The sequence below is a fragment of the Agrobacterium sp. NPDC090283 genome (genome assembly GCF_044769685.1).
GTDB lineage: Bacteria > Pseudomonadota > Alphaproteobacteria > Rhizobiales > Rhizobiaceae > Agrobacterium.
This window is the reverse complement of sequence record NZ_JBIVYG010000002.1, coordinates 300,096-323,151: the sequence shown is the minus strand read 5'-3', so window position 1 is coordinate 323,151 and position 23,056 is coordinate 300,096. Positions and strand designations below refer to the sequence as shown.

Here is a 23,056-nt window from a genome sequence, read left to right as displayed (position 1 = left end):
TAAGAGGCCCTGCCGGAGTGGGGCGACGAGGGAGTGAGCACATGACGAAGATCGCACTGGCCATTCACGGCGGTTGTGGCGTGATGCCGGAAGACAGCATGACGTCTGAGGAGTGGGCCGCTGCGCGCGACGATCTGGCGGCGGCGCTGCGTGCCGGTTATGGCGTGCTGAAGGCTGGCGGAAGCGCGCTTGAGGCGGTCGAGGCGGCGGTCGTTGTCATGGAGGATAGTCCGCATTTTAATGCCGGGCATGGTGCCGCACTCAACGAAAACGGCATTCACGAACTCGATGCATCCATCATGGATGGCGCCACACTGGCGGCGGGCGCGATCAGCGCCTCCCGCGCCATCCGCAACCCGGTGAAGGCGGCCCGCGCGCTGATGGTGGATGAACGTGCCGTCTATCTGACGGGTGAGGCGGCCGACGGCTTTGCCAGGGAAAAGGGGCTAGCCACCGAGCCTCAATCCTACTTCACCACACAAAAGCGCGTGGAGGCACTGGCGGCGATGAAGCGTCATGCCGCCACAGGCACGGAAGCGACTGAAAACGAAAAGCACGGGACCGTAGGCGCAGTGGCGCGCGATGCGGCGGGGCATCTTGCTGCGGCCACCTCGACCGGCGGTTACACCAACAAGCCGGACGGCCGCGTGGGAGACAGCCCGGTGATCGGCGCCGGCACCTATGCGCGGGATGGCGCCTGTGCGGTCTCGGGCACCGGCAAGGGCGAGTTTTTCATCCGTTATGTCGTCGGCCACGAGATCGCGTCCCGCGTTGCCTATCTTGGGCAGGATCTGGAGACCGCCGCCGGCAATCTCGTGCACAAGGATCTGGCACCCTACGATATCGGTGCCGGGCTAGTGGCGATCGATGCCGAAGGCGGTATTGCTGCACCCTATAATACACCCGGCATGTTCCGTGGTTGGGTGACGCCATCGGGCGAGGCACGTGTGGCCACCCATGACACGGTCTATGAGGTGAAATTGTAGGTTGCTGTCGCGCGCAGGATAAAAAACCGGTGACAGGAAGCGCTATCGGCGGCAAAAGGTTTGAACCGTTACCGGCTCGTTTCTCATCCATGGTGCTGGCCTCATGAACATCAAGCAGCTCGAAGTCCTGCGCACGCTTCTTTCCACCGGCTCGACCATTGCCACGGCCAAGGCCATGGGTCTCAGCCAGTCCGGTGTCAGCCGGCTTCTGGCGCAGCTCGAATCGGATTTGTCGCTGACACTGTTTGCCCGCGACAAAGGGCGGCTCATTCCGACGCCGGAGGCCGCACTTCTTGCCCGTGATGCCGAAAACGTGCTGCTCGCCGTCGATCGCATGTCCGGCCATGCCGAAGATCTGCGCAATGGTGCTGCCGGCCCGGAAATCGTTCGCATCGGCCTGCCGAGCAGCATGTGGGAGAATTTCGCGCCCGCCATGCTGATTGATTACGTCCGGGATTTTCCCGGCGTGCGTATCGAAACCTTCTTCGAGACGACCACCGCCATCAACAAGCTGGTGGGCGAACGGGTAATCGATCTGGGTTTCCTGCGGATGGAAGGCGAGATCGGGCCGGGCATCGATGTCGAACGTGTTGCGACCGGCAAGAGCGTCTGTGTGGTCCGGGAGGATCATCCGCTGGCTGAACTCACCGAAATCACCGTCAAGGATCTGCGCAATGTTCCGCTCATCCTGATCGGCCGGCAGCGGCCGAACCGCATGGCGCTCGATCAGGTGTTCAAGAAGGCCGGCGTCAAGCCTATGGTGAAGATCGAGACCCATACCAACAGTTCCGCCTGCGCCTATGTGGCGCACGGGTTGGGGGTAACGATCATCAGCAGTTTTTATGCCAACCTCTACCGGCACCTTCCCGTTGTCGCCCGGCCATTCGTCCCGCAGGCGACACAGGAATTCGGTCTTGCCCGCGCTTCGGGTGCACCCTTGTCCATCGCGGCGCAGGCACTGAGCGATGCCCTGAAGCGGGAAATCCAGCTTTCGCAAAAAATCGACTGAAAACGGGACTTTGGGCGGAAAATCTCATTGTCCTCATCAGGATGAAACGCGCCGCCATTCTGCATAGACATATGACATTTACGCATAATATTGCGCGATATTTCTCAATCCGTCATAGTCGCCAGCAACGAAACCGATAGAGGCGGGAACACGTTCCCGGCCATCAATCGTGGGGAACCGATGATAAGATTCATACTGAGCCGTCTTTTGATGGCGCTGCCGACGATCGCATTCGTGTCGATCACGGTCTTTGCGCTCATCCGCTTCATTCCGGGCGATCCGGCTGCCCTGATGCTGGGCGACATGGCGCAACCGGAACAGATCGAAGCGATGAGGACCGAACTCGGCCTCGACAAGTCCATGCCGCAACAATTCGTCATCTGGGCCGGCAATGTGGTGCAGGGCGATTTCGGCCGCTCCATCGTCAACGACGAAGCGGTGTTGCCGCTGGTCGTCTCGCGCTTTCTCGTCAGCGCCGAGATCGTCGTGGTCGCCGTGCTGCTCGCCAGCCTGATTGCAGTTCCGGCAGGCGTGATTGCCGCCTGGAAACAGAACAGCCTGACCGATCTTGCGCTGGTGGGAACGGCAACCCTGCTCCTCTCCATCCCGACATTCTGGCTGGGCCTGCTGCTTCTTCTGTTCTTCGGCCTCAAGCTCGGCTGGCTGCCGGTGCTGGGATATGTGTCGATCAGCGATAATCTTGTCGGTGGCATGCTTTATCTCGTCCTGCCCGTCATGACGCTGGTGATCCACGAAATGGGCGTTCTGATCCGCATGGCGCGCGCCTCGACACTGGAAGTGCTGCGGCTGGATTACATTACCCATGCCCGTGCCAAGGGCCTTTCGGAAAGCGCCGTGCTCTGGCGGCATGCCTTCAAGAATGCATTCGGTCCGACCTGGACGATGATCGGCCTCATCCTCGGCAATCTCCTCGGCGGCATCGCTGTCATCGAGACGGTGTTCACCATTCCCGGCCTCGGACGGCTGATGGTCGACAGTATTTTTGCCCGCGACTATCCGGTCATACAGGGCTGCCTGCTGTTCGTTTCGTTGTCCTATGTGCTGGTCAACCTGTTCGTCGACCTTCTTTATCCCCTCTTCGATCCGCGTGTGGTTGCCGAATGAAAAAGTTCACACTTAACGGGCTTATCGGCGGCTTTCTCATCGCCCTCCTGCTCATCACCGCCGCAACCGGTCTGTTCTGGACCCCCTATGACCCGATGAAGCTCGGCTTTGCCTCGCGTCTGGCCGGCCCAAGCGCCAGCCATCTTCTCGGCACCGACGAATTCGGGCGCGATGTTTTGAGCCGCCTGATGGTTGGCGCACGGGCCAGCGTCTGGATCGGCTTCCTGACGGTCAGCTTCGCGACGATCTTCGGCACGCTGATCGGCCTTGTCAGCGGTTATGCGCGAGGCTGGGTGGATGGCGTCATCATGGCCATCAACAATGCGCTCTTGGCATTTCCCGGCATTCTGCTGGCGCTCGGCCTGCTCGCGGTTTTCGGCGCAAACCAGTATGGCATCATCTTCGCGCTCGGCATCGCCTATACGCCATCCATGGCCCGCGTGGTGCGCGGTGCCGTGCTTTCTCTGCGCGAGCGGGAATTCATCGAGGCGGCGCTGGTGATGGGCAATGGCGAGATCTACACCATGTTCCGCCACATCCTGCCCAATTGCATCGCGCCGATCACGGTTCTTGCCACCTCCATGTTCGGCTGGGCCATCCTGTCGGAAAGCGCGCTCTCCTTCCTCGGCCTTGGCGTGCCGCCGCCGGCGCCCACCTGGGGCAACATGCTGGCCGCCGGCCGTCCCTTCATCCAGCAGGCCGTTTGGCTCGGGCTTTTCCCCGGTCTCTGCATCGCGCTGACGCTGCTTGGCATCAATCTTCTGGGCGATGCCCTTCGCGACAGGCTTGACCCGCGCATGAGAGGTCTCAAATGACTGTTAATACACTTCTCACCGTTCGCGGCCTTTCGCTCGAAGTCGCCAGAACCGGCCACCGGGTGGTCAAGGATATCTCCTTCGATATTGCTGCGGGCGAAATCTTCGGCATCGTCGGCGAAAGCGGCTCGGGCAAGACGCTCGCCACCCGCGCGCTCATCTCGCTTCTGCCGCCGGCCATCGCCGTCACCGGCGGGTCGATCATCTATAAGGGGCAGGATGTCATGTCCCTGCCGGTGAAGGATCTGCGGCGTCTGCGCGGCGCGGAGATCGGCGTGGTGTTTCAGGAGCCGATGACCTCCCTCAACCCATCGATGACGATTGGCCGGCAGCTGGAAGAGGGGCTGATCCTTCACACGAAGTTGTCGCCCGAAGAGCGCCGCGAGAAAATTCTCGACATGCTGCGCCGGGTCGGCATCCGCGATCCCGAAGGTGCGCTGACGGCCTATCCGCACGAGTTTTCCGGCGGCATGCGCCAGCGCATCATGCTGGCCTCGGTCATGCTGCTGAAACCGGCTTTGCTGATCGCCGACGAACCGACGACGGCGCTTGACGCGGTCATCCAGCGCGATGTCATGGAACTGATGGTGGAACTGACGCGGGCGGAAGGCACTGCCGTTCTCCTCATCAGTCACGATCTGCCGATGGTGGCACGTTATACCAGCCGTATCGTGGTGATGGAAAAAGGCACGATCGTCGAACAAGGCCGCACCGAGGACCTGCTGGACGCGCCGCAGCACCCCTATACGAAAAAGCTGCTTTCCTCCCTGCCGTTTCGCGGTGAGCCGCGCAGCATCGACACCTCCAAGGCGCCAATGGTTTCGGCCCGCGATATCGTTGTGGATTATGCCGGTCGCAAATCCCTGCTGAAAAAAGCCAAACCGAAGCGGGCGCTGCATGGTGTCAGCATCGATATTCATGAGGGCGAGGTCGTGGCGCTCGTCGGTGGTTCCGGTTCTGGCAAAACGACGCTTGGCCGCACCATTGCCGGGCTTGTGCAGGAAAGCGAAGGGCATATCCGCTTTCAGGGCCGCGAGCGCAACGAGGACTGGAAGGATTATCGCCTGAATTGCCAGATGGTGTTTCAGGATCCCTATTCCTCGCTCGATCCGCGCATGACCATTCAGGCGCTGGTGGAGGAGGCATTGCGCCTCGTGCCTGACCTCGACCAGGCCGCCAAGCGCAAGCGGGCGCTGGAAACGCTGGAGGAAGTGGGGCTCGGCGCCGATTTTGCCGCCCGCTATCCGCATGAGCTTTCCGGCGGCCAGCGCCAGCGCGTGGCGATTGCCCGCGCCATTGCCCGCCGTCCGCGGTTCCTGATCGCCGACGAACCGGTCTCGGCGCTCGACGTGACGGTGCGGGCGCAGGTGCTCGATCTCTTTTCCGATCTGCAGAAACGTTACGGTTTTTCATGCCTGTTCATCAGCCACGATCTCGGTGTGGTGGAGCAGGTGGCCGACCGTGTCGTCGTCATGCAGGACGGTCGCATCATCGAAGAGGGTGACCGCGACACGATTTTCGACAGTCCGAGGGAGGCCTATACGCGCCGGCTGCTCTCGGCCATTCCCGCCCTCGACCAGAATGAAAAAGGCGGCGTGACACTGAAATGGCGTCTGGAAGATGAAGTTTAACAGGAAGATGACAATGACTGTGGCTGCCCAACTGAATGCGATCTGTGATGCACAGCCTTTCGTGACGCGCTTTATGGTGCGCAATCTCCTGACCGGCGAAGAGATCGGCCGGGGAGAAAACGAGGAGACGCCATCGGGCAGCACCCGCAAAACGTCGATCATGATGGCCGTTCTCAAGGCCGCCAGCGAAGGGCGGATCGATCTCGACCAGCCCGTCACCTATGAAAAGCGGCTGGTGGAAGAGGTCGCGAGCGGCATGTTCCGTTATATGACGCCGGGTATCGTCATTTCGCTGCGCGATGCCGTTGCCGGCATGATGGTGCTGAGCGACAATGTCTGCACCAAGATGGTGCTGGAGAGGCTGACGCTGGAAGAGGTGGACGGCTATTGCAAATCGCTCGGCATGGCCAATACCCATCACCGTTTCCTCATCCCGCCGCTGGCGCTGGCGGCCGACCATCCGTTGAAAACCGTCACCACCACCTCGGCGGCGGATCAGGTGCTTCTGCTGCAGACAATTCTGGATGCCCAATCGTCGCCCGAGGCGCAGGCAAAGCTCGGTTGTAGCCCGCAATTGTGCGAGTGGGCGATGCAGACGCTGAAGAACCAGATTTTGCGGTATGGAATTCGCTCCCGCCTGCCTTTCGAGGCGGTGGTGGCCAGCAAGAGCGGCCGCGGCAAGCGCGGGCGCATGGATGCCGGCATCGTCTACAGAAACGGCGCGCCGTCCTTCATCATCACCACCTATACCGACGAGGTGCCGCAAACCATGCCTGACGGCACGCCGGGCTATACCGTCGCACTCGAAACGATTGGCCGGCTGGCACAGGCCTGCTGGGACGGTTTTTAATCAATCATAATCAACGACAACAAAGAGGGTAGAACAGTGAAAAAACTTCTTCTCGCAGGCGTTGCCCTGCTCGTGACCGCCAATATGGCCGCAGCACGCGACATCACCATCGCGCAGAGCTCGGATCTGCGCAGCAACAATCCTGGTGTGAACCGCGATGGCAATACGGATGGGGTTATCCTGCACATCGTCGAAGGCCTCGTCGGTTATAACAATGCTGGCGAGGTGAAGCCGCTTCTGGCCGAAAGCGTCGAGGTTGCGGCTGACGGCCTGACCTATACGTTCAAGCTGCGCAAGGACGTGAAATTCCACAATGGCAAGCCGCTCACCGCAGAGGATGTTGCCTGGAACTGGACACGTTATCTGAAGCCGGAAACAAAATGGACCTGCCTTAACGATTTCGCGGAAGGCGGGGCAGCGCACGTCACCGGCGTCAAGGCCACGGATGCTTCCACGGTTGAGATCACCCTTGAAAAACCCTCCGGCGTTTTCCTTGGCCTCATGTCGCGGCCGGAATGCGGTTATACCGGCATGATCTCACCGGAATCGGTTGCTGCCGATGGCAGCTTCGTCAAGCCGATCGGCACCGGCCCATTCCAGTGGGACGAGTGGAAGAAAGGCGAATATATCCGCCTCGCCAAATTTGCTGATTATGTTTCGCCGGCAAATGACGGCAAGCCTGATGGCATGGTCGGCTCCAAGCGGCCGCTGGCCGATGGCATCAAATTCATGGTCATTCCAGATGCTTCGACGGTGAAAGCGGGCCTTGAATCCGGCGTGCTCGATACGGCTGAGATTTCCCCCGATCTCATTCCGGAATTCAAGACCAATGACAAGATGCAGCTCATCGTTGCCCGCAACAACGGCAAGAACCTGTTCTACATCCAGACCCGCGACAAGGTGCTGAGTAATCCAGGCGTGCGCCGCGCCATGGCGATGGCGCTCGATCTCGATGAACTGGTTGCTGCCGCATCGAACGGCACGGGTGAAGCCAACGGCTCGATGGTCTCGCAGGACTCGGTCTATTTCGACGAGACCCAGAAAAAGCGTCCGGCCTATGACATCGAGGCCGCGAAGAAGGAACTGGAGGCCGCCGGTTACAAGGGCGAGCCGATCTCCATCATCGCCAACAAGCGTGGCAACGTGCCGAGCTTCCCGGCCGCCGTCATGGCGCAGGCCATGATGCAGCAGGCGGGTCTCAACGTGCAGATCGAGGTGCTGGATTATGCCACGCAGGTCGATCGCCGTCGCTCCGGCAATTATCAGGTGATCTCGCAGTCGGTCGCCCCGCGTCTCGATCCGGCGCTGATGTATGCCTTCTATGTCGGCAACAAGGACAAGAACGCCTCGCTGATGTGGGATGATCCGAAGGCGATCGAGCTGATGAAGGCGGCCTATGTCGAGGCCGACCAGACGAAGCGCCAGAAGATTTTCGACGAGTTCCATGAGCTGATGCTGAAGGAAATGCCGGGCATCTTCCTCTATGACATGGTCGATGTCTGGGGTGCCACGAAGAAGCTCAAGGGCCAGCCGGTCTGGCAGTCGAACGCCCGCCTCTGGGAAGTCTCGGTCGACAACTGATCCACTCTTGCCCGCGCCGGAGGCGGACCCCGGCGCGGGCTTTCCATCATAGGGTGCAAGGATTTGGCGGTGCATCCGCCGAAGCGCTTGCGCGTGCCCGTAAAGGGCGGAAATGCGAGGACAAGCCATGAACCGTGATGCCGTGATGTCGATTGCCGCCGAGGTCGAGGCCATGAAGCCCGACTTCACCACCCTAAGCGACAGCATCTGGGATTTTGCCGAGCTTAAATTTGAAGAACGGCAATCCGCTGGCGTTCTCGCCGCCGCGCTTGAGGAAAACGGCTTTGCGGTTCGCCGCGGCGTGGCAGGCATGGAAACGGCGTTCATCGGCGAATTCGGCAGCGGCAAGCCGGTCATTGCCTTCCTCGGCGAATTCGATGCGCTGGCCGGCATGAGCCAGGTGGCCGATGTGGCGCAGGTGCAGCCGCGCGAGGCGGACGCCACCGGCCATGGCTGCGGCCATAACCTCCTGGGCGTCGGCTCGCTGATGGGGGCCATCGCGCTTGCCCGGCATCTTAAAGCCAATAATCTGCCCGGCACCGTGCGTTATTACGGTTGCCCCGGTGAGGAGGGCGGTTCGGGCAAGACCTTCATGGTGCGGGCTGGCCTGTTTGATGATGTCGATGCGGCGCTGACCTGGCATCCGGCCCCGTTCAACGGCGTGCGTTCCACCAATAATCTTGCCGTGCTGGAATATTTCTACCGTTTCAAGGGTGTTGCGGCCCACGCCTCCAACGCCGCCCATCTCGGACGCTCGGCGCTCGATGCCGTCGAACTCATGAATGTCGGCGTCAATTTCCTGCGCGAACACATGCCGCAGGATTGCCGGGTGCATTATGCAATCACCGATACCGGCGGCAAGGCGGCGAATGTGGTGCAGGCCAAGGCCGAAGTGCTTTACCTGATCCGCGCCCCGGAAATGCGTCAGGCGCTCGATCTTGCGGCGCGCGTGGACAAGGTGGCGCGCGGCGCGGCGATGATGACCGAGACCGAGGTCGAGATCGTCTTCGATACCGCCTCAACCAACCTTTTGCCCAACATCACGCTGGAAACGGCGATGCATGAAAACATGGTAGCGCTTGGCCCTATCGCCTTCGATGAGGCGGATATCGCTTTCGCAAAGAGCATTCAGGACACCTTTACTGACGAGGCGATCAAAAGCAGCATCCGGCTCTACCAGATAAAGGGTGATGTTTTTTCCAACCGGAAGATCGATGGTTCGACGCCCCTGCATCTCGGCCTGCGTGATTTCGAGGGCCAGTCGCATTTCCGGGCGGGTTCCACCGATGTCGGCGACGTCAGCTGGATCACGCCGACGGCGCAGTGCTGGACGCCGGCCTGGGCGATCGGCACCAATCCGCATACCTGGCAGGTGGTGGCGCAGGGCAAAAGCCCCGCCGCTCACAAGGCCATGGCGCATGCCGCCAAGACGCTTGCATCGACCGGTCTTGCGCTGATGACCGCGCCGGAACTGCTCGCCAGTGCCAAAAAAGAGTGGCAGGAAAAGACCGAGGGCAGCGAATATGTCTGCCCGATTCCCGCCGATGTCATGCCCGCTTCCCACCGGTAAGACACTACGCACTTGTCACGCTCTTCTTTTGTCGCCGGCCTTGTGAAAAAAAGGGCCGGCGGATTTTTGCTTGGAATAAATCTTCCATCATAGTCGAACTCATTCCGAGCTTCGAACCGGGCGTCCGTAATTTCAACGCCTTACGGCTCCCCGCTTCACGGGTGGACATGAGGCGGATGGAGCTTGGACGCTTTCATCGGCAGCCCCGTCCGGAATGGACATCCTCTGGAATCCCTCATCATCACCGCCTTGTGTGTCGCTTTGCCGCCGGGTCGTGAAGAAAGCATTGACGTTCAGCCCAAAAATGGAATAAATATATCGAACAGACAGAAAATCGGTTTCATTATTCCGTTTTCTGAATGTGAGGAGGTAGCGGCGGGCTTTCGGGTTCGCCTCCGGCTGGGAGAGGTGGCGCCGGACACCGAGGAGGAGAAAACAATGAAGAAATTTATCATCGGCGCAGCCATGTCTGTGCTTCTGGGCACGGCGGCACATGCGGAGACTGTAGGCGTCTCGATGGCGCTGTTCGACGACAACTTCCTGACCGTGCTGCGCAACGGCATGCAGGATTATTCCAAGGAACTGAAGGGCGTGACCCTGCAGGTTGAAGACGCGCAGAACGACGTCGCCAAGCAACAGAGCCAGATCCAGAATTTCATCGCTTCCAAGGTCGATGCGATCATCGTCAATCCGGTTGACACGGATGCGACGGCGGCCATGTCCAAGCTGGCCGCGGACGCGAAAATTCCGCTGGTTTACGTCAACCGCCAGCCGGTGAACGTGGATACCCTGCCGGACGGCCAGGCATTCGTCGCCTCCGATGAAACGGTGGCCGGCACGCTTGAAGCCAAAGAAGTTTGCCGCCTTCTCGGTGGCAAGGGCAAGGCCGTCATCATGATGGGCGAGCTTTCGAACCAGGCGGCGCGCATGCGCACGCAGTCTGCAAAGGACGTTTTGCAGACCGACGAATGCAAGGGCATTTCGGTTGTTGAAGAGCAGACCGCGAACTGGCAGCGCACGCAGGGTTCCGACCTTGTCACCAACTGGCTCTCCAGCGGTATCGAGTTCAACGCCGTCATCGCCAACAACGATGAAATGGCGATCGGTGCCGTTCAGGCACTGAAGGCCGCTGGCAAGGACATGAAGGACTACGTCGTCGCCGGCGTGGATGCCACACAGGATGCACTTGCGGCCATGCAGTCGGGCGATCTCGATGTGACGGTGTTCCAGGATGCGGCAGGGCAGGGCAAGGGCGCCCTCGATGCGGCGCTGAAGCTCGTCAAGGGCGACAAGGTCGAGAAGAAGGTCTACATTCCTTTCCAGCTCGTCACGCCTGAAAACGTCAAGGACTACGTGGCCAAGAACTAACGGCCGCCTTCCGGCATCTGCACCCGTTCAGATCGATATTGGAGGCAGATGCCGGTTTCCGACGGCACCGAAGACAAGCTTCGGTGCGCGAGCGGATTACGATTGAATTTCAGTGAATTCAAAGTGTTGCAGCGCCTCTCATGTCGTGATCGACATGGCGCTGCAAGCCTCCCCGGAGGCAAGGTGCGCCGTTTGGTAAAGCCTGTTTCCGGTCATTTTTGTCTATTGTGGAGGATGAGATGGTCGTCAGTCCATCGACAATGGCCGCCGTGCGCGCCAGCGGAGCCGTGCCGAATGCGGAGTATCTTCTCTCGGCGGAAGGCATACGCAAGGAATTTCCCGGCGTCGTGGCGCTCGATGATGTGCAGTTCAAGCTCAAGCGCGGCACCGTGCATGCGCTGATGGGCGAGAATGGCGCCGGAAAATCGACGCTGATGAAGATCCTGGCCGGCATCTACCAGCCGGACAGTGGCGAAATTCGCCTGAAAGGCGCCGGCATACGTCTCGATTCCCCGCTCGATGCGCTGGAAAACGGCATTGCCATGATCCATCAGGAACTGAACCTGATGGCCTATATGACGGTGGCGGAAAACATCTGGATACGACGCGAGCCGAAGAACCGGCTGGGCCTTATCGATCACGGCGAAATGTATCGCCGCACCGAAACGCTGCTGGAAAGGCTGGGTATCGATCTCGACCCGGAAACCCGCGTCGGCGAGCTTTCGGTGGCAAGTCGCCAAATGGTCGAGATCGCCAAGGCTGTCTCCTATGATTCCGACGTTCTCATCATGGATGAGCCGACATCTGCGCTGACGGAGCGCGAGGTCGAGCATCTCTTCCGCATCATCCGCGATCTCCGGGAACGCGGTATCGGTATCGTCTACATCACCCACAAGATGAACGAGCTGTTCGAGATCGCCGATGAGTTTTCGGTTTTCCGCGACGGCAAATATATCGGCACCCACGCCTCGAGCGATGTAACGCGTGACGACATCATTCGGATGATGGTGGGTCGTGAAATCACCCAGATGTTCCCGAAGGAAGAGGTTCCGATCGGCGACGTGGTGCTTTCGGTCAAGAATCTCACGCTCGATGGCGTTTTCCATGACATTTCCTTCGAGGTGCGCGCCGGTGAAATTCTCGGCGTTGCCGGCCTTGTCGGATCGGGCCGCTCCAATGTGGCGGAAACGGTGTTCGGTGTAACGCCCGCTTCCTCGGGCACGATTGCAATCGACGGCAAGCCGGTTTCGATCGACAGCCCGACGAAGGCCATCAGTCACCGCATGGCGTTTCTGACCGAGGATCGCAAGGATACGGGATGCCTGCTGATCCTGAATATTCTGGAGAACATGCAGATCGCCGTCCTGCAGGACAAATATGTCGCCAATGGCTTCGTGCAGGAAAACGCGCTGTCGGATGCCTGCGAGGAAATGTGCCGCAAGCTCCGGGTCAAGACGCCGCATCTTTACGAGCGCATCGAAAACCTGTCCGGCGGCAACCAGCAGAAGGTTCTGATCGGCCGTTGGATGCTGACCAAGCCGCGCATTCTCATTCTGGATGAGCCGACGCGCGGTATCGATGTCGGGGCCAAGGCGGAAATTCACAAGCTGGTTTGCGAGATGGCGCGCCAGGGCGTCGCCGTCATCATGATTTCCTCCGAAATGCCGGAGGTTCTGGGTATGAGCGACCGTGTCATGGTCATGCATGAAGGTCGGGTGACGGGTTTCCTTGATAGAAGTGAAGCCACGCAGGTTAAAGTGATGGATCTCGCATCGCGGTGAGGCGCGCCGGGATTTCTCGAGGAGGAATGATTATGAATACGAACGCCGCCGCCAACACAGAGTTGGATGGAAAATCCGGACGCAAGCCGCATCGGCGCATCCCGCCGGAGGCCAATATCTTTTTCGTGCTGATCGGCATTGCGCTGGTTTATGAAATTCTTGGCTGGATTTTCATCGGCCAGAGCTTCCTGATGAACCAGCAGCGCCTGACGATCATGATCCTGCAGGTCTCGGTGATCGGCATCATCGCGGTTGGTGTCACGCAGGTCATCATCACCGGCGGCATCGATCTCTCTTCCGGTTCCGTTGTTGGCCTGACGGCGATGCTGTCCGCCAGCGTGGCGCAATCATCCACGTGGCCGCGGGCGCTTTATCCTGGATTGACCGATCTGCCTTTCTTCATACCGCTCGCCGTTGGCATATTGGCTGGTGCTCTTGCGGGCTTCATCAACGGGCAACTCATCGCCCGCACCAAAATTCCGCCCTTCATCGCAACGCTTGGCATGATGGTGACGGCGCGTGGTCTTTCCAAGTGGTATACGAAGGGCCAGCCGATCTCCGGTCTGACGGAAGGTTTCAACTTTATCGGCACGGGCATCTGGCCGGTCGTGGTGTTCCTCGTCGTCGCCGTCATCTTCCACGTGGCGCTGCGTTACACCCGCTACGGCAAGTTCACCTATGCCATCGGCGCCAACCAGCAGGCGGCACGCGTGTCGGGTATCAATATCGAGGCGCATCTGATCAAGGTCTATGCCATTGCTGGCCTGCTCGCCGGTCTCGCTGGCGTCGTCACCGCCGCCCGCGCACAGACGGCGCAGGCCGGTATGGGCGTGATGTATGAACTCGACGCCATCGCCGCAGCCGTTATCGGTGGAACATCGCTCGCCGGCGGTGCCGGCCGCATCACTGGAACGGTGATCGGCACCATCATCCTCGGTGTCATGACGTCGGGCTTCACCTTCCTCCGGGTGGACGCCTATTATCAGGAAATCGTCAAGGGCCTGATCATCGTGGCCGCGGTCGTTGCCGACGTCTACCGACAGAAAAAACGCGCAAAGCGCTAAATCCTCCTCCCAGACTTGGGGCAGGCCTTCAGGCTTGCCCCTTTTTTGTGTTCTTGTGAGTCGATGGGATTAGCGGCGGTTCATGCCTTGCTGTTTCGATAGTCGTGGACGGCCTTGCCGAAGGCCTCGAACAAAGCGCGCGACGGCGCATCTGTCTCAGCCCAATATTCCGGATGCCATTGCACGCCGACGGCAAATCCTGTGGCGTCGATGACAGAAACGGCCTCGATGGTGCCGTCCGCCGCCGTCGCCTCCACCTGCAGGCGGGGTGCGGTTTCGGCGATTGCCTGCCGGTGCAGCGAATTGATCTGGATTTCACCGGACATGCCGAGATGCTGCGCGATGCAGGAGCCTTCGCGCACATGCACCGGCTGGCGAATGGCGAAGGCCAAGTCGCGGTCGTCATGTTCCGGCTTGCGGTGGTCCCATATGCCGGGCTGCTCCTGAATTTCGGAAGCCAGCGTGCCGCCCAGCGCGACGTTCAGCTCCTGAATGCCGCGGCAGATGGCCAGCATCGGCATGCCGCGTTCAATGGCGCGGCGGATGAGCGGCAGGCTGGTGGCGTCACGGGCCGGGTCGAACGGGCCGTCGCTTTCCTGCGCCTCTTTTCCGTAAAGGGAAGGATGCACATTGGTGGCGGAGCCGGACACCAGCAGGCCATCCACCCGGTCGAGAATGGCGTCGACCTCGTTTCCGTCCTCGAAGGCCGGGACGATGAAGGACATGACGCCGGCGACTTTCAGCGCGGCGGAAACATACTGGTTCTGCGCGGCGTGCCAGTCGGCTCCGGTGAAATGCCGGATGTCGGCGGGAACGGCGATAATGGGTTTTGGCATGGTGGCTCCGGAGCGAATCTTCGAAATTTGTGCGACTGCCGGCTGGCCAAGTCAAGCACGCGTTTTGCGTTCTGACGATCCTTTCTGCGCCTAAAGTATAAGGCGATGCCGGGATATTTCAGTTGAAAATAAAATACGAAGCAGAGTTTTCGAAAATTCCGGGAAAGGCCGGTTTTTCCGCGATTAATTCTTGGCGCGGGTGCTTGTCAGCCGGGCCGTAACCGTGCTTACTTTGCGGCGATGCCTGAACAGCAACGAGGGGAATTCAAAGCTGCGGGCAGCGTTCATATCTGGGAGGATATAGATGGATCGCCGTTCCTTTATGAAAAAAGGTGCGCTTGCGGGAGCTGCCACGGCAGCGCTGGCCGCGCCCGCCATTGCACAGCAGAATACCAAGATCAACTGGCGCCTGACGTCGTCGTTTCCGAAATCGCTCGACACGATCTATGGCGGCGCGGAAGATATTGCCAAGCATGTCGCCGCCGCAACCGACGGCAATTTCACCATCCAGCCCTTTGCCGCCGGCGAAATCGTGCCCGGCCTGCAGGCGGCCGATGCCGTATCATCCGGCACGGTGGAAATGTGCCACACCTGCTCCTATTATTACGTCGGCAAGGATCCGACCTTCGCCATCGGCACGGCCATACCTTTCGGCCTCAATGCCCGCCTCACGAATTCATGGTTCTATGAAGGCAATGGCAACAAGCTGCTCAACGAATTTTACGCCAAGCATAATCTTTACGGCATGATTTCAGGCAATACCGGCGCGCAGATGGGCGGCTGGTTCCGCAAGGAAATCAACACCGTCGACGATTTCAAGGGCGTGAAGATGCGCATCGCCGGTCTGGCCGGCAAGGTGGTGGAAAAGCTCGGTGTGGTACCGCAGCAGATCGCCGGCGGCGATATCTATCCGGCGCTGGAAAAAGGCACCATCGACGCGGCGGAATGGGTCGGTCCCTATGACGACCACAAGCTCGGCTTCCAGAAAGTGGCGAAATATTATTATTATCCCGCCTTCTGGGAAGGTGGCCCTGTCATCCATTCCTTCGTCAATCTGGACAAGTGGAACAGTCTGCCAAAAAGCTACCAGACGGCGCTGCAGGACGCCTGCGCCTTCGCCAACACCAGCATGATGGCGAAATACGACGCGAAAAATCCGATCGCCATCAAGCAGCTGGTTTCGGAAGGCGCGGTGCTCAGGCCGTTCAGCCAGGAAATCCTCGAGGCCTGCTACAAGGCCGCGCTGGAAGTCTATGCCAATATTTCGGCCTCCAATCCGGACTTCAAGAAGATCTACGAAGATCAGGTCGCCTTCAAGCGTGAAGGTTATCTGTGGATGCAGCTTGCGGAATACACGTTCGATACTTTCATGATGATCCAGCAGCGTAACGGCAAGCTCTGATTATTCGGTGACGGCGGACCGAGCAAAGGCCCTGGGGATTTCGGTCTCCGGGGTTTTTGTTGCGCGCGCATGCCTTCACGCATCCGACAACAAAGGATGATTTACGATCAATTCCGTTGTGGGCAAAAGCAGCAGGCTCCGCGACCAGCCGGAGTGTCGGCGGGGATTGGCCACGCCGACCTCGGCAAAGGCCTTGCTCTCAACTGTGGAGGTGATGCGATGTGGAAAACGCTGAGCATTGCATTCGTCATTAGGAAAAACCGGACAGGCTGGTCAGTGACTGTCCGGTTCAATTTCTAAAGAGAATAAACGGAAGGCAGGGGTGCAACCCTGTCTTCCACTCCGCAATCATAAGCGTTTCGCCAGGTCCTTACAAGATGCCCGTCAGGGTCCGATCTTCGGGGGCTCGCCAAGATTCGGCATGCCCGGCAATCCACCCGGCTGGCCGAAATTGGGCATGGTGTTGCCGCCCTGATTGCCGAAGGCGGGCACTTCGATCTTGATGGAATTCAGATCGACCTCAGGCGCCTTGTCCAGCCAGTAGGTGACGGATTCCGGCCAGAAGATGACGATGGCGACGAGGATGAGCTGCATGCCGAGCCATGGGATGGCGCCCATGTAGATATCCGATGTCTTGACCGAGCGCGGCGCGATGGAGCGCAGGTAGAACAAAGCAAATCCGAAGGGCGGATGCATGAAGCTCGTCTGCATGTTGATGCAGATCAGCACGCCGAACCAGATGAGGTCGATGCCGAGCGCCTGGGCGATCGGCGCCAGCATCGGAATGACGATGAAGGCGATCTCGAAGAAATCGAGGAAGAAGGCGAGGAAAAAGATGAAGATGTTGACGAAGATCAGGAAGCCGATGGGGCCGCCCGGAATGCCCGACAGCATGTGCTCGATCCACAGCGAACCGTCCATGCCCTGAAAGACGAGGGAGAAGCAGGTGGCGCCGACCAGAATGAACACCACCATCGAGGTGATGTGCATGGTGGAATGCATGCCCTGCTTGATGAGATCCCAGCTGAGGCGGCGGTGCGCGGCGGCCAGCGCCATGGCGCCCACGACGCCGAGCGCGCCGGCTTCGGTGGGCGTTGCAAGGCCGAGGAAGATGGTGCCGAGCACGAGGAAGATCAGCACGATTGACGGGATCATGCCCGCCAGCACGCGGAAGACCAGCGCCCGGTTCAATTCTCCCCGTGCTTCCGGCGGCAGCGCCGGCAGGTCCTTCGGCCGCACGACCGACATGAACAGGATGAACAGCATGAAGATGGCGACTTGCAGGATCGAGGGGCCGATGGCGCCCAGATACATGTCGCCAACGGATTTGCCGAGCTGGTCGGCAAGCACGATCAGCACCAGCGAAGGCGGAATGACCTGCGTGATCGTGCCGGATGCGGCGATGACGCCGGTTGCAAGCCGCGGGTTATAACCGTATTTCAGCATGATCGGCAGCGAGATGACGCCCATGGTGATGACGGAGGCAGCCACCGTGCCGGTAATCGCGCCGAGAATTGCACCAACGATGATGACGGCATAAGCGAGGCCGCCGGGAATGGCACCGAACAGTTTACCCGTCCCTTCAAGAAGATCTTCGGCCAGCCCGCATCGCTCCAGGATCGCGCCCATGAAGGTGAAGAAGGGGATGGCGAGCAAAAGATCGTTCGAGACGATGCCGAAGATACGCAGCGGCAAAGCCTGAAGAAAGGCCGGCGAAAAATGCTCGGTGAAGATGCCGATGACGCCGAAAACGAGACCGACGGTGGCGAGCGAGAAAGCAACCGGAAATCCGTAGAGCATGAAGATGATCATGCCGAGGAACATCAGTGGCGGAAGAATACCATATTCGAACATGGGAAATATCCTGAAGGTTCAGATCGGTGCGATCATTGCAGGGGTTTTTCGTACTTCGTATCGAGCGCATAAAGCCCGTTGAGGGCGCCTATGCGCTTGATGAGTTCGGAAAAACCCTGAAGAACCAGAAGGGCGAAACCGGCGAAGATGATGAGTTTCACCGGCCAGCGGATGAGGCCGCCGGCATTGGAGGACATTTCGCTCTGATGCCAGGACAGTGTGAACATGGGCCAGGAAAGCCAGGCGAGGTAAAAGCAGCCGGGAAGCAGGAACAGCACGATGCCGATAATGTCCACCCAGATGCGGCTGCGCGGTGAAATCGCGCCATAGATGATGTCGACACGCACATGTTCGTTCATGCGCAGCGTATAGGATGCGCCGATCAGTACGATGAAAGCGAACATGTACCACTGGATTTCCAGCCAGCCGTTTGAACTGTAGTTCAGAGCGTAACGGACCATGGCGTTGCCGGCGCTGACGAGGCAGCAGATGAGCACGAGATAACCGGCAACCTTGCCCAGAGCTTCGCTTGCAAGGTCTATCAGCGCACTTAGTTTTAAAAGCGACTTCATAGCTTTCCCCTCTTCCCTTTTCGGGCCCTTTGCGGGTTTATGGCGGAGAGCAAAGCCCGGCACCCGTGCTGCGCCCACGCCTCCACGTGCTACCGCTGCCACAGGTTCCAGAGTTCCTCCCCACAGAATCCCGTGTATGGTCAGGCGGTTCGAAAAGCAACCAAAACCACCATCAAACAGCTTGACTGATCGCCCTTTTCAACCGTTTGCGAAAGAATGTTGCCCTATGACATGTTTCGCCCGGTTGAGCGGCCACGGTGCACGCCGTTGCCGCTCTTTCGCCGAGAACGCATTGCGCTTTTCGGCGACTTCATGTTACCTCTGGCTACGGAGAATCCGGCATGGGCCTGTGATCGTCTACGGGCAGATTTTCCCGCACGACGGGCATGACGGATGGAGCACAAGGGGAAGCGGAATGAGCGAACACCACACGGGTCCTGTCGAAGTCGGCGCCGAGATGAACTACGCCGAGCACGAAAAGACCTATAACGGTTTTCTGGCCTTGACGAAGTACGGCACGATGATGCTGTGCGTGCTGATGCTGGCCATGGTCGCGGGTTTCTTCACCTCCGCCGGTTTCCTTGGTGGCCTGGTCGTCTTCGTCGTGCTGTCGGCTGCGGGTTTCTTTCTGCTGCGCTGAACAATCCCGTTCATGAGCGGTTCCCGTTCCGGGGACCGGGCGATGCCGGATAACCGGAAAGGCCAAGCCATGAAGCGCCTGTTATCTTGTCTGCTTCTGCTGTTGACGATTGCGCATCCCGCTTTGTCGCGCGATCTCTCGCCCGCCGAGCAGGATAGTCTTCGCACACAGATAGAGCGATTTCAGACGGCTTTGGGCGCACAGGATTTCGATGTCGTCGGCAAGACAGTGCCGCCTAAAATCTTTGAATTCATCGCACGCGACGCCGGTATTACCGTGGAGCAATTGCGCGGCGCCTTGACCGCGCAGATGCAGATGGCGCTTGCGGCGGTCAAGATAACCGAATTCACCATGGATACGCAGGCGATCAGCCTTGCGCAAACGCCTGATGGAACGCCCTATGCGCTCATCCCGACAAAAACGGTGATGGAAACCGGCGGCCAGACGATCGAGGCGAAATCCCACACGCTGGCACTGATGGACGGCGCGGACTGGTATTTGCTGCGGGTAAGCGACCAGCAGCAGGTCACCATTCTGCGCAAGGTCTATCCGTCCTTCGCCGAGGTGGAGTTTCCGGACGATTCCATGCAACCGGTGAAATAGTCCACTTTTCTTGGACTCAGGAAAAACGTCCCGGCCGGAAAGGGTCGACCGAGATTGCCGTCTCCTCACCGCTGGCCAGTTGCGTCACCAGACGGGCGGTGGCTGCCGATTGTGTCAGCCCCAGATGGCCATGGCCGAAGGCATAGATGACGGAGGGCGTGGCGCGTGCGGTGCCGATAACGGGAAGACAGTCCGGCATCGACGGGCGGAACCCCATCCATTGCCGGCCACCTTCCAGTTTGAGGCCGGGCAGAAAACGTCCTGCTTTCTTCAGCATGGCTTCGGCACGGCGGAAATTCGGTTTCAGTTCCAGTCCGCCGAGTTCGACCGCGCCGCCAATACGGATACCCGTCGATAGTGGGGTGACGACGAAGCCATGGTCGTTGAAATAAAGCTGGCGCGTAAGGTTGAAAGCGTCGAGGGGAAGGGTGGTGTTGTAACCACGTTCGGTTTCCAGCGGCACGATGTTCCCAAGCGTCGCGGCAAGCTTTCCCGACCACGCGCCACAGGCGATCACCACCCTGTCGGCATCGATCTTGTCACCGTTTTCGAGCGTCACGATCGTGCTTTCGCCGACCGCATCGATACGTTCTGCCTCACCCTTGCGCAGGCTGGCGCCGCGGGCGAGTACCAGATCGAAAATGGCGCGGGTGAAATCATAGGGGTCGGAGACCTGCAGGCCATCCGGCGAAAACATGGCATGCCGGAACTGCGGCGCGAGACCCGGCTGCAATGCCTCGATTTCATCGCGGCCAACGCGCTCGAAGATGAAACCGGCGCTTTCCTTTTCGTCCCAGTCCCCACGGGCAGCATTGAGACTCGACTCGCTGTCATAAAGATCGAGCGTGCCGGTTTTTGAAACGAGGTGCGAAAGTTCCGGCATCGCCGCGACATGGGCCATTTCCAGGGCGGCCAGCCGGTTGATGTCGGTGAGTGATTTCAGCCCGTGGCGAAAGTTGCGTTCGGCGCTGGCGCGCCAGAAACGCCACAGCCAGGGTGCGATCTTCGCCGCATAGGCCGGCGGCACGCTGAGCGGGCCGAGCGGATCGAACAGCCAGCGCGGCGCTTTTTTCATGATGCCGGGAGCGGGAATGGGGATGATTTCGGGGAAGGCCAGAATGCCGGCATTGCCGGAACTTGCGCCTCGGGCAACCTCGCTGCGTTCCAGAAGTACAACTTCACGTCCGGCATTCTGCAGATAAAGTGCCGCCATGGAACCGATAATGCCGGTGCCGATCACCAGCACATCGCATTTCAGGGTTTTGGTCATCGGCGCTCCTGCAACACAAATCTCTCAACCCCGCCATAACAATGAATGCCGCCCCGATGAAAGGCCGCATCGTGTCGCTGGCGCAGAAATATCAGCACTGTGGCAAATAAGCGGTCCGAAATAGACAAGACGAATATATTCGCGGTGAAGCATATTTGCAGTCGTTTCAGATTCTGGATCAATAGTTATAGATCATTATTAATCGCTATTTAACGGTGTCCGGCTAGTTTCGCGTGCAGGCGGGTCGACCTTTTTTCATCTTTATATTTCGGAGATGGAGGGGGTCTGCATATGGATTACTGTTCGAGGGTTCAAATAGATGTCTCACTTTTCCAAATTCGGTCTGGATGCTTCTGCGGTGCTTGATGCAATTAGCCGCTCACAGGCCATCATCGAGTTCGATCTGACTGGCAAGATTTTGAAAGCAAACGATAATTTCTGCAAGGCGCTCGGCTATCAGCAGTCTGAAATCGTTGGCCGCTCCCACAGCATGTTCCTTTCTTCCGAAGATGCCGCCTCATCTGAATACAGGGCCTTCTGGGCAAAGCTGTCGCGCGGCGAATACGATCAGGGCCAGTACCGGCGTCAGGCCAAGAATGGCGACGAAATCTGGATTGAGGCCTCTTACAATCCGGTATTCCGTTTCGGTAAACCCTACAAGGTGGTCAAGATCGCAACCGACATCACCTCGATCAAGCGCAAGAGCGCCGAGGATAACGGCAAGCTGGCGGCACTCTCCCGCGCGCAGGCCATGATCGAATTTACGCCTGACGGAAAAATCCTCAGCGCCAACGAAAATTTCCTCGCGACGCTCGGTTACACGGCGGAAGACATCATCGGCAAGCATCATTCGATGTTCTGCGAGCCGGCCTATGCCCAGTCCCAGGACTATCGGGATTTCTGGAAGGAACTCGCAAGGGGCCACTTCTCGACCGGGCAGTTCATGCGCCTTGGCAAGGATGGCAAACGCGTTTTCATTCAGGCCTCCTATAATCCGATCATCGATGACCGGGGCCGGGTCTTCAAGGTGGTGAAATTCGCTTTCGATGTGACGGACCGGATGCATGCGGTCGAGGAGCTTGGTGCTGCGCTGGAGCGGCTTTCTCAATGCAATATCCGCATTACGCTGGACAAACCCTTCGTCGGCGAGTTCGAACGGCTGCGTTGCGATTTCAATAAATCGATCGCGGAATTCCAGAAGACGCTGGAAAATGTTCTCGGCCAGACCGGAGACCTGACCCGCAGCAGCCAGGAAGTCAGCGAAGCTTCCGTCAATCTCGCCGAACGTTCGCGCGAGCAGGCGGTGGCGCTTGAGGAGACTTCGGCAGCGCTCGAAGAAATCACCGCGACGGTCCGGTCGTCGACCGAAAACATGAAGGAGACGCGCAAGCTCGTTCAGAGCGCGCGGACATCCACCGTGGCCTCCACCGAGGTCGTGGAGCGGACAGTCGATGCCATGCAGCGTATCGAGACGGCTTCAAGGGAAATCAGCCAGATCATCGGCGTGATTGACGAAATCGCGTTCCAGACGAACCTGCTGGCACTGAATGCCGGCGTGGAAGCCGCGCGTGCGGGTGAAGCGGGCAAGGGCTTTGCGGTGGTGGCGCAGGAAGTGCGCGAACTGGCGCAGCGTTCCGCCAATGCCGCGAAAGAAATCAAGGCATTGATCAACAATTCCGGCACCGAGGTTCTGGAGGGCGTCAGGCTGGTGGGCGAAACCGGCGAAGCGCTGAAGCAGATCGATGCGCTGGTCAGGCATATTGACGGCAATGTCGATATGATCGCCAAGGCGGCGGACGAACAGGCCGTCGGTATCAGCGAGATCAACAAGGCGGTCAACCGGCTGGACCGGATGACGCAGGAGAATGCGGCGATGAGCGCCCGCACCACGGTGATCAGCACGACGCTGGCGCAGGGCGCGGATGCGCTGGCACAGCTTGTCAGCCTGTTCAAGCTGAACCGCCGCACGATTCAACGGGAAGACGGATCGTCCACCCGCCCGGATACCACGCATACCACCCGGCGCGACCAGACGTCGACACGGGCGGCCGCGTAAAGGAGCAGGCTCAGGCCCGCTTCAGCTTGATCATGAGATTTCG

At 59.4% G+C, this 23,056-nt stretch carries 19 protein-coding genes; 15 read left to right on the top strand and 4 right to left on the bottom strand.

Annotation, left to right across the window (positions count from 1 at the left end; translation table 11 throughout):
• Window positions 1–41 precede the first annotated feature (41 nt).
• The 11 genes from ACIQUH_RS04450 to ACIQUH_RS04400 all read left to right on the top strand — a co-directional run bounded on the left by ACIQUH_RS04450 (window position 42) and on the right by ACIQUH_RS04400 (window position 13,780).
• Complete coding sequence (locus tag ACIQUH_RS04450; RefSeq protein ID WP_400812816.1) at window positions 42–986, top strand: isoaspartyl peptidase/L-asparaginase family protein; 945 nt, start codon at window positions 42–44, stop codon at window positions 984–986.
• Between the two features lie 103 nt (window positions 987–1,089).
• Window positions 1,090–1,995, top strand: coding sequence for a LysR family transcriptional regulator (locus ACIQUH_RS04445; protein ID WP_110757939.1), 906 nt, complete (start codon window positions 1,090–1,092; stop codon window positions 1,993–1,995).
• A 180-nt stretch (window positions 1,996–2,175) separates the two neighbouring features.
• Complete coding sequence (locus ACIQUH_RS04440; protein WP_003511005.1) at window positions 2,176–3,120, top strand: ABC transporter permease; 945 nt, start codon at window positions 2,176–2,178, stop codon at window positions 3,118–3,120.
• On the top strand, window positions 3,117–3,935 hold the full coding sequence (locus tag ACIQUH_RS04435; RefSeq protein ID WP_400812815.1) for an ABC transporter permease: 819 nt from the start codon (window positions 3,117–3,119) through the stop codon (window positions 3,933–3,935). The genes ACIQUH_RS04440 and ACIQUH_RS04435 overlap by 4 nt, the downstream gene beginning before the upstream one ends.
• On the top strand, window positions 3,932–5,566 hold the full coding sequence (locus ACIQUH_RS04430; protein WP_400812814.1) for an ABC transporter ATP-binding protein: 1,635 nt from the start codon (window positions 3,932–3,934) through the stop codon (window positions 5,564–5,566). Before ACIQUH_RS04435 ends, ACIQUH_RS04430 begins: the two co-directional genes overlap by 4 nt.
• Before the next feature lie 13 nt (window positions 5,567–5,579).
• Entirely contained in the window at window positions 5,580–6,416 is an 837-nt protein-coding gene (locus ACIQUH_RS04425; RefSeq protein ID WP_400812813.1) for a serine hydrolase, read from the top strand.
• A gap of 36 nt (window positions 6,417–6,452) precedes the next feature.
• A complete protein-coding gene (locus tag ACIQUH_RS04420; RefSeq protein ID WP_400812812.1) occupies window positions 6,453–7,997 on the top strand; it encodes an ABC transporter substrate-binding protein in 1,545 nt (514 codons plus the stop codon).
• Window positions 7,998–8,124: 127 nt separating this feature from the next.
• Complete coding sequence (locus tag ACIQUH_RS04415; RefSeq protein WP_400812811.1) at window positions 8,125–9,567, top strand: M20 family metallopeptidase; 1,443 nt, start codon at window positions 8,125–8,127, stop codon at window positions 9,565–9,567.
• Window positions 9,568–10,005: 438 nt separating this feature from the next.
• Window positions 10,006–10,935 carry a sugar ABC transporter substrate-binding protein gene (locus ACIQUH_RS04410; protein ID WP_400812810.1) on the top strand — a complete coding sequence of 310 codons (930 nt, stop codon included), beginning with the start codon at window positions 10,006–10,008 and terminating at the stop codon, window positions 10,933–10,935.
• Between the two features lie 239 nt (window positions 10,936–11,174).
• Window positions 11,175–12,716: a sugar ABC transporter ATP-binding protein gene (locus ACIQUH_RS04405; protein WP_400812809.1), complete on the top strand. Its 1,542-nt coding sequence runs from the start codon at window positions 11,175–11,177 to the stop codon at window positions 12,714–12,716.
• 32 nt (window positions 12,717–12,748) lie between these two features.
• Entirely contained in the window at window positions 12,749–13,780 is a 1,032-nt protein-coding gene (locus tag ACIQUH_RS04400; protein WP_400812808.1) for an ABC transporter permease, read from the top strand.
• 80 nt (window positions 13,781–13,860) lie between these two features.
• Here the strand turns inward: ACIQUH_RS04400 and ACIQUH_RS04395 are convergent, their stop codons facing one another.
• On the bottom strand, window positions 13,861–14,616 hold the full coding sequence (locus tag ACIQUH_RS04395; protein ID WP_400812807.1) for a gamma-glutamyl-gamma-aminobutyrate hydrolase family protein: 756 nt from the start codon (window positions 14,614–14,616) through the stop codon (window positions 13,861–13,863).
• A gap of 304 nt (window positions 14,617–14,920) precedes the next feature.
• Between ACIQUH_RS04395 and ACIQUH_RS04390 the strand changes: the two genes are divergently transcribed.
• The gene (locus ACIQUH_RS04390; protein ID WP_020011921.1) at window positions 14,921–16,018 is read left to right on the top strand and encodes a TRAP transporter substrate-binding protein; all 1,098 of its coding nucleotides are present in this window, start codon (window positions 14,921–14,923) and stop codon (window positions 16,016–16,018) included.
• Window positions 16,019–16,402: 384 nt separating this feature from the next.
• Here the strand turns inward: ACIQUH_RS04390 and ACIQUH_RS04385 are convergent, their stop codons facing one another.
• Complete coding sequence (locus ACIQUH_RS04385; RefSeq protein ID WP_400812806.1) at window positions 16,403–17,872, bottom strand: TRAP transporter large permease subunit; 1,470 nt, start codon at window positions 17,870–17,872, stop codon at window positions 16,403–16,405.
• Window positions 17,873–17,904: 32 nt separating this feature from the next.
• A complete protein-coding gene (locus ACIQUH_RS04380; RefSeq protein ID WP_400812805.1) occupies window positions 17,905–18,444 on the bottom strand; it encodes a TRAP transporter small permease subunit in 540 nt (179 codons plus the stop codon).
• A gap of 415 nt (window positions 18,445–18,859) precedes the next feature.
• Between ACIQUH_RS04380 and ACIQUH_RS04375 the strand changes: the two genes are divergently transcribed.
• Window positions 18,860–19,084, top strand: coding sequence for an aa3-type cytochrome c oxidase subunit IV (locus tag ACIQUH_RS04375; protein ID WP_269342798.1), 225 nt, complete (start codon window positions 18,860–18,862; stop codon window positions 19,082–19,084).
• Window positions 19,085–19,153: 69 nt separating this feature from the next.
• The gene (locus ACIQUH_RS04370; RefSeq protein ID WP_400812804.1) at window positions 19,154–19,687 is read left to right on the top strand and encodes a hypothetical protein; all 534 of its coding nucleotides are present in this window, start codon (window positions 19,154–19,156) and stop codon (window positions 19,685–19,687) included.
• Window positions 19,688–19,703: 16 nt separating this feature from the next.
• Here the strand turns inward: ACIQUH_RS04370 and ACIQUH_RS04365 are convergent, their stop codons facing one another.
• The gene (locus ACIQUH_RS04365; RefSeq protein WP_400812803.1) at window positions 19,704–20,957 is read right to left on the bottom strand and encodes an NAD(P)/FAD-dependent oxidoreductase; all 1,254 of its coding nucleotides are present in this window, start codon (window positions 20,955–20,957) and stop codon (window positions 19,704–19,706) included.
• 319 nt (window positions 20,958–21,276) lie between these two features.
• Between ACIQUH_RS04365 and ACIQUH_RS04360 the strand changes: the two genes are divergently transcribed.
• Entirely contained in the window at window positions 21,277–23,013 is a 1,737-nt protein-coding gene (locus ACIQUH_RS04360; protein WP_400812802.1) for a methyl-accepting chemotaxis protein, read from the top strand.
• The last annotated feature ends 43 nt before the right edge of the window (window positions 23,014–23,056 follow it).

Excerpts from the sequence above, each read along its gene's own strand:
- ACIQUH_RS04450 (WP_400812816.1), top strand. The coding sequence starts at position 42 with ATGACGAAGATCGCACTGGCCATTCACGGCGGTTGTGGCGTGATGCCG.
- ACIQUH_RS04445 (WP_110757939.1), top strand. The coding sequence starts at position 1,090 with ATGAACATCAAGCAGCTCGAAGTCCTGCGCACGCTTCTTTCCACCGGC.
- ACIQUH_RS04440 (WP_003511005.1), top strand. The coding sequence starts at position 2,176 with ATGATAAGATTCATACTGAGCCGTCTTTTGATGGCGCTGCCGACGATC.
- ACIQUH_RS04435 (WP_400812815.1), top strand. The coding sequence starts at position 3,117 with ATGAAAAAGTTCACACTTAACGGGCTTATCGGCGGCTTTCTCATCGCC.
- ACIQUH_RS04430 (WP_400812814.1), top strand. The coding sequence starts at position 3,932 with ATGACTGTTAATACACTTCTCACCGTTCGCGGCCTTTCGCTCGAAGTC.
- ACIQUH_RS04425 (WP_400812813.1), top strand. The coding sequence starts at position 5,580 with ATGACTGTGGCTGCCCAACTGAATGCGATCTGTGATGCACAGCCTTTC.
- ACIQUH_RS04415 (WP_400812811.1), top strand. The coding sequence starts at position 8,125 with ATGAACCGTGATGCCGTGATGTCGATTGCCGCCGAGGTCGAGGCCATG.
- ACIQUH_RS04410 (WP_400812810.1), top strand. The coding sequence starts at position 10,006 with ATGAAGAAATTTATCATCGGCGCAGCCATGTCTGTGCTTCTGGGCACG.
- ACIQUH_RS04405 (WP_400812809.1), top strand. The coding sequence starts at position 11,175 with ATGGTCGTCAGTCCATCGACAATGGCCGCCGTGCGCGCCAGCGGAGCC.
- ACIQUH_RS04400 (WP_400812808.1), top strand. The coding sequence starts at position 12,749 with ATGAATACGAACGCCGCCGCCAACACAGAGTTGGATGGAAAATCCGGA.
- ACIQUH_RS04395 (WP_400812807.1), bottom strand. The coding sequence starts at position 14,616 with ATGCCAAAACCCATTATCGCCGTTCCCGCCGACATCCGGCATTTCACC.
- ACIQUH_RS04390 (WP_020011921.1), top strand. The coding sequence starts at position 14,921 with ATGGATCGCCGTTCCTTTATGAAAAAAGGTGCGCTTGCGGGAGCTGCC.
- ACIQUH_RS04385 (WP_400812806.1), bottom strand. The coding sequence starts at position 17,872 with ATGTTCGAATATGGTATTCTTCCGCCACTGATGTTCCTCGGCATGATC.
- ACIQUH_RS04380 (WP_400812805.1), bottom strand. The coding sequence starts at position 18,444 with ATGAAGTCGCTTTTAAAACTAAGTGCGCTGATAGACCTTGCAAGCGAA.
- ACIQUH_RS04375 (WP_269342798.1), top strand. The coding sequence starts at position 18,860 with ATGAGCGAACACCACACGGGTCCTGTCGAAGTCGGCGCCGAGATGAAC.
- ACIQUH_RS04370 (WP_400812804.1), top strand. The coding sequence starts at position 19,154 with ATGAAGCGCCTGTTATCTTGTCTGCTTCTGCTGTTGACGATTGCGCAT.
- ACIQUH_RS04365 (WP_400812803.1), bottom strand. The coding sequence starts at position 20,957 with ATGACCAAAACCCTGAAATGCGATGTGCTGGTGATCGGCACCGGCATT.
- ACIQUH_RS04360 (WP_400812802.1), top strand. The coding sequence starts at position 21,277 with ATGTCTCACTTTTCCAAATTCGGTCTGGATGCTTCTGCGGTGCTTGAT.